This is a genomic window from uncultured Lamprocystis sp. (genome assembly GCF_903933125.1).
GTDB lineage: Bacteria > Pseudomonadota > Gammaproteobacteria > Chromatiales > Chromatiaceae > Thiodictyon.
Map to the genome: position 1 here is coordinate 1 of NZ_CAIZIZ010000341.1, position 6,425 is coordinate 6,425.

5 protein-coding genes are annotated in these 6,425 nt (G+C 60.4%); all 5 read right to left on the reverse strand.

The genetic code is table 11. From position 1 onward, the window contains the following. Positions 1 to 822, reverse strand: an 822-nt coding sequence (locus tag QZY03_RS17700; protein WP_295583377.1) for a Swt1 family HEPN domain-containing protein, incomplete at its 3' end; no start/stop codon positions are given. A gap of 1 nt (position 823) precedes the next feature. Beyond that, on the reverse strand, positions 824 to 1,501 hold the full coding sequence (locus tag QZY03_RS17705; protein WP_295583379.1) for a HEPN domain-containing protein: 678 nt from the start codon (positions 1,499 to 1,501) through the stop codon (positions 824 to 826). A 20-nt stretch (positions 1,502 to 1,521) separates the two neighbouring features. Continuing rightward, complete coding sequence (locus QZY03_RS17710; protein WP_295583380.1) at positions 1,522 to 4,416, reverse strand: DUF1156 domain-containing protein; 2,895 nt, start codon at positions 4,414 to 4,416, stop codon at positions 1,522 to 1,524. Beyond that, positions 4,413 to 5,039, reverse strand: a complete 627-nt coding sequence (locus QZY03_RS17715; RefSeq protein WP_295583382.1) for a DUF3226 domain-containing protein — start codon at positions 5,037 to 5,039, stop codon at positions 4,413 to 4,415. The genes QZY03_RS17710 and QZY03_RS17715 overlap by 4 nt, the downstream gene beginning before the upstream one ends. Positions 5,040 to 5,041: 2 nt before the next feature. After that, positions 5,042 to 6,163 (reverse strand): ATP/GTP-binding protein, encoded by a 1,122-nt coding sequence (locus tag QZY03_RS17720; protein ID WP_295583384.1) that lies wholly within the window; start codon positions 6,161 to 6,163, stop codon positions 5,042 to 5,044. Between the last annotated feature and the right edge of the window lie 262 nt (positions 6,164 to 6,425).

The window sequence follows — 6,425 nt, forward strand, 5'->3', positions numbered from 1 at the left end:
CAATTCGGTCGGCGCGATACCGGAGAACAGGTGGTAGAGCGCCAGCATCGAGTGCGTCTTGCCGCCACCGAAGTTGGTCTGCAACTGGATGACCGGGTCGCCACCCGCCCCGGTCGCAGCGGGCGAGAGCCGCCGCAGGGCACCCACCAGCATCCCCTTGAGGCTCTCAGTGAGATAGGTACGCCGGAAGAACTCGACCGGGTCACGGTACTCGGCTGTGCCCTCGCCCAGATGCACCTGCCACAAATCCGCGGCGAACTCGGCCTGCTGGTACCGGCCGCTGGCCACGTCCTCATGGGGCATCACCACCTCACGCCAGGGCTTCAGGCTCCCCGTCACCCCGCTCTCGATGGCCTGACTCACCGACTTGCGCTTCTCGCCGCGCGCCTGCTCGTCGAAGCGCTGGCGCAGCAGTTCCATCTTCATCCGGTCCACTTCCTCGGACTCGGGGGCCGAGACGGCGGACAACAGGCGCGCGACCGAATCCAGGGCGCGATAAGCGTCGTCGCTGGAGAAGGGCTCTTGATGCGCCCACCGGTTGCGCACGGCAATGATCTCGTTCACCAGGCTGCGTTCGGTCTTACCGAGAATTTGGCGGAAGACCTCACCCCATTTACGATCCATGATGACCAGCAAGGCGGCGACATCCTGGAGCGGTTCCTCCTTGCCGGCACCCAGGCGGGTGTCGGACAGGACGACTTTCGCCTCGTCGGCCCAACCATCGCCGTACCGCGCCCTCAACTCGCGCTCAACGAAGGAACCGAGACCGACCTTCAGCAGTTCCAGCGACTTGCCGACACGTTCGTGATTCGTTATGGCCATTTCAGTCCTGTCTGTCGTTCAGGCGTTCACTCGCCCAGTCGATCGTTCGCGTCACCACGGCTTCGAACCACGCTGGCTCCATCGGCGGCGGGTTATCGGCCGTCGCGTCCTCGTAGCGCAAGACCACGCCATAGGGAACCAGTCGGCCGAAGTCATCGACATCCGGCGGCAGGGCAATCGCGGCCGTGCGCAGCAGTTCGCTCAGCATCACCAGGTTGTGGGTGCGCGGATACGCCAGTCCGGCCCCGGAGAGCACCGCCTTGAGTGCCTTCTCCACGGCTTGCTGAGCGTGAAAGCCGAGCACCCAGGCGGGCGCGTCCACATCGGCGCCCAAGTGGCATACGACATAACAGTCGTCGCGCGCACGGGCCAGCAGCGCCAGCGCGTGCTCAAGCGGCCAGGTCATACGCCTGCCCTTCCTTGCCGCGCGCCAGGCCAGGGTGTTGATCACCGTTTTCTGGCGCTCGAAGGCGTCCGCGCTCATCACCACCACGTCGGCAGGGATCAGGCGCCGACCCAGCAGGGTGGCGAGGCGTGCCATCTCCGCGAACCGGTCCGGCACCTCCTGCTCAACGACCAGCAAGTCGAGGTCGCTGTCTGCCCGTGCATCACCACGCGCCTGCGAGCCGAACACAATCAGCCGGGTGCCAGCCGGTACCGCTGGTTTGAGGCATGCCATTGCATCATCGATCAGACTCATCATCGACCCCCGTCGTCATCGAACAGGTCGCCGGTGCCCGGAGTGGCAGCGCGCGGCGACGCTTGGGCCAGTCGGGTGATCTCGGGCCAACTCTGCACCAGGCCGTTGTAGGCCATCGCCTCGGTCGCGCGCTTCTTGCGCTCGCATAGGGTGTAGAGGCGGTAACACAGTTCACGGGCGGTCTCGGCCTGACTGCCGAGCTTGGCGACCAAGGCCGCCGCCGCGCCCTCGCCGCCGGACTCCAGTACGCGTATCAGCTGGTGGACCATCTCCCAAACGGTCAAGCGCTTGTCGGTGATCGGGTCCCAGTCGGCGGGTAGTTCGCTTGGCCGCAACAGGCGAACCTTGCCTTTTCCCGAGACGATGATGCCGGCCTCAACCAGCCCGTCCATCCCGGTGTTCTTGGCCTGGGCCAGGACGTTGGCGACCCCGAACTCGGCCTCGTTGAACGCCATCTGCTCGAACCACGCCAGCGCCCAGCGGGAATCCGCGTCGAAGTCGCCCTCCTGTTCGGCCAGGGCTTCGTCCAGGGTTTGGTTGATCAATGCCAGCGCGGCACGCACCGGGATCGCATTACCCTCGGCGTCGAGTACCTTTGCGAAGTGGGTGTAGACCGCCATACCGGGGCCAATCGCTGCCTGAGCCAGGTCAACCGGGGCGATGTTGCCCTTCTGTAAGTGCGCCAGTGCTGCTGGCAATTCCGCCTTGAGCGCAGCAACGAACTCGCGGCGGGTGGCGGTGGGTGCGTCGGCGGGGCGCTTGCGGCAGACGAGGACGATGCTAGAGGCCAGTGCGTTGGTGCCTGAGCCAATCATGCGTCTGTCCAACTCCGTGCGCATTGGCCATGTACCGCTGATGGCGAAGCCAGCCTCGATGACGGCGGCGAGGAAAGTGTCCCAGCCAGTGTTGGTCGTGCCGTCCGCGCCATCGCTTTCTGCCTGCTTGAATGCGTAGTAGATTGTGACCGGGAAGGCCGGATGGGCCTGCTCGGCGAGCCGGTGCATCGCCTGAGTCATGCCGTCTAGGAAGAAGGTTTCGGCCTTCTCCTTACTGCCATGGCGATAGGGCGTAGCCACCAACTCCTCGGCCTTGGGAACAGCCAGTGTGGCGAAGAGGTCAGGAAAGACAGGCTTCAGTGCACGGCGTAGCCAGACGTAAAAAAAGTCCGACAGATCGGCATAGCCGATGTTGTCGTAGTAAGGCGGATCCGTCGAGACGACCTTGGCAGAAGCGACATCTTGCGACTGAGCATCCACTTGACCTGAATGCCCCGCTGCTGTGGGGTTTAACGAGCCAAGCCCGGCAACGATGGAAACAATTCCCCCCGCATAGTTCCCACTCGAATCCGAAAGGGGATTGCTCTCAGCAAAGTCCCAGACCATCGGTATTGCTTGTCTGCCAAATGTGTTTCTTGCGTGCTCGCGCAGAGAGGCCCAAGCACAAACGGTCGAGTTACGGTCAGCAACCTTGTCGACAGCAAGTGCCAAATACACCCCTACAGCATCCGCGTACGCCGTCGAGCCAGCACCAAGTTTCTCCAGAGCTTTGCCATCGTCGGGCAGGCCCGCGGCAGTAGCGTCGTGCTTCACCCGCTCGCGCGCTTCCTGGACCAAATCGGAAAACGTGGTCAGTGCCACAAGTTGGCGGGGGGTAAAGAGGTCGCCGTAGGTCTTCAGGCCGTAGAGCGGCGGCGAGAACCAGCGCGGGTTCTCGGGCATGGTGACTTCCGGCTTCCACACCGGCTGCACACTCAGGACGACGGCCTCCATTTCTGCCGTCGGCGCGAGATAGACCCGCCCGCGGTCGCCCTCGGCGACGATCGCCATCAATCGTGCGCCCATGCGACCGGCGTTGGCCTCGTCGTAGATATGGTTTGATGCGATCGGCGCCCCTGACATCAGGCACTGGAAGTTTGCGCCGCGCGAGAGCTTGGTGCCATTCTTCGCCGCTTCGGCATCCTTTGACTTGCCGACCTTCACCGTGAATCGATAACCGCCGCCTTCGATCACAGGCTCGACATAGGCATCCTTGCCCGGCTTGGTGGAGAGCACGAAGGTAGAGGCGAGCGGTACGGCGACATTGGCGAAGGCCGGGTTCGGACTCTTAACGGTACGTGCCCAAAGCCAGGCGATGACGGTGAGCTTCCGGTCGACGTAATTCTTCAGATCCGGCCGCTCTTGCGCCATCGCCGCCGTGACCTCGACCTTGGGGTAGAGGTGACCGATGCGCCGCTCGGCCTGATCGCGCATCCATTGCCCATAGTACCGCACGTCTTCAGCCAATCCAGTCGCTCCCTTCCAACTACCACCGCTCGCGGCATCAGCACGCGTCTTCGGATTCACCGGTGGATTGCCTGAAAAGCGCGGCGGAATTTCGATCATCGCCTTGTTGATGAGAACTGCCACCGGGTTCAGGTCGGAAGCATAGCTCTCCAGTCCCAGCCGCTGCGCCTCCAAAGGCAGCGCGCCGCCACCGGCAAAGGGATCATGAAAGGCCGGCAGCTTAGCGCGGTCGAACAGCTCCTTGGCGCGTGGGTGGCTAGCGTTCTCGGCACAGGTGTACCGCCAACTCTGCCAAATCTCGTCGCGTGCCCGTTGCAACACCGTCTCGTTGGTGGTGTTCTCCCACAGCACCAGGTCCTCGATGATACGGAACAGCCGCTGCCGCTCCTTCTCCTGCGCCTTCTCGGTCTTGAAGATGTCCGGATGCGCCGACGGATCATCGACCATCTGCGCAAAGATCACCGCCCGCGCCGCCGCCAGCGGTCGCCGCGCCCACCACAAGTGCAGCGTGGAGGGGTGCCCATGACGGATAGACTTCTCCCGCGCGGATGCCTTGTTGATCGCCTCCAGCGGCAGTGCGACTTCGATCAGTTTTTTCTTAGGGGGCGTCACAAGAAGAATGTCCTTTGTAACCAGGTGGCGAAGGTATTCGCCGCCGGCAAGTTGGGGTCAAGATAGTGTGCTGAAATGGCCTGACCGAAGGGCTTGCCGGGCTCTTCCTGCCAAGCAAGCCAGGTATGAATCCGCGCCTTGGCTGCTCTTACATCCGAAAACCTTCGGTGCCCGGACGGAATATTATCAATAGCCTGGTCCACATGGGCCAGCAAAACATCTCCTTGGGGCACCAGAAAGCGGAGAAAGTCCTCAAGGATACCGGGTAGTAGATTATCCGGCATGAGCCAGATGCCTACCCGAGGTAACAGCGAGTTCAAAGGCGATTCGATAACGGTTCCTTCGGCAACCGGAGAGACAGGCATACTGTTGTATCCCGCCATCTTCAAGCGGGCAGTCACCGCCTGCCATCGCGCTTGCAGGTCGGTATCGGCATCCAGAATGATTCCAAGCACAGCAATGTCGCTTTCCTTCAGACGCACGCCAATGCCCTCGATCAAGGAGTCTTTGCCGCCATAAGCACGAATTTTCTCTATCATACCGAGTTGCCGCTGGTCGCAGATATGCTTGACCACATGCTCGTCATCCGGTCCTTCGACCATCAGTACGCGTTTGCCGGTCATCGCTACCTCACCTCGATTTGGTCACGGGTAACTATCTTCAGTTCTTGCTCCGTGAACAGCGTTGGAATGACTTGGTCGTCCTTTCTGGATAGACGGACAAGCACACCATCCTCTGGGCTCTCGCTCGCCGCCTCCTGGAAAGCGCGCACACAATCCCAACTATGTGAAGTGGCAAATACCTGGACATTCAAGTCCTTTGCAAGGCGGAAAATGGTGCGAAAGATATCGGTTTGTACTGAATAGTGTAGGCCATTTTCTATCTCATCGACGAGCAACACACCATTACCTGCATTGCACAGAGAAAGAATGATGCCAAATAGCCGATTGACCCCGTCGCCGAAGCTGCGTAAAGGGACCGGAGACGTATAGCGATTGCTTTTCGCAATGGCCGTACGCGCACGGGGACTGCGTTCGTCGCCGCCGATCACTGAAACCGCCTGGATGTCATCGGAAACCACTTTCAGGGCCTTGACGATTTCCTGCTCTACATCCCGAAGCGCAATGGCATCCCAAAGAACGCCCATCTGACTGGTAGAGCGCGAACTAAACGGGTCCAGATAGACGCAGGGGACAGGATTGGCATCTGATTCAGGGCGAATCGGAAAGCGCCGCTGAAGCCGGTCCAGCGGGACAATACGTTTGCGACCTGCAATATCCAGGTCAAGGGCGGGAAACCCGTCTACGTCATCAAACAAGTCGCTCCCCATCAGCTCATACGCAAACCCTTGCCGATCTGGATCAGTTTTCCTGATGAACCAATTGATATTCGCACTCATCCGGGACATTGATGCCGGCAAGGTACCCTTGGCAGCGATGGAAAACCCGTGTTTGCTTGAGCCGAGGTCCGGGAAACCAGTGAACAGGCTACAGAATGGCGCGAGATCAGTTGGCAGGTACGTGCGGTCGGCTTCGTTGTTTGAGCCTAGTTCTTCGCGATAATTCAAGATTTCATAGAGCGTTCTTAACGCACCGCCGGTTGCAAGGATTCTGATAGCCTCGAGCAGAGTAGACTTCCCGGAGTTGTTCTTGCCGGTCACGAGATTGACCCTGCCAAGACCATCAATTTTCAGGTCAGCAAGCGCTCTAAAACCATCGATATCCAGGCTATTGATAAGCACTGTCATGATTGAAAACTCCGAAAGTGCTCAATTGCAGAAGCATAAATGGAACATGACGACGGAACGCGCCGCACCTGCAAAGAAGCATTCATCATGATGGTTCTCCGGCCCTTACCAGCAAATCGCTGAAGGTGTAGTTAACGCTGGTCACTCCAAAGTCCGGCTCGCGCTGGAAGGGCTGGCGCAGGTAGTGTACCCGGTGCGCGTCGGCGTCCTGGAACTCGACGATGGCGAGGATGAAATCATCCGGCTTGTTGAGCGAGTACAG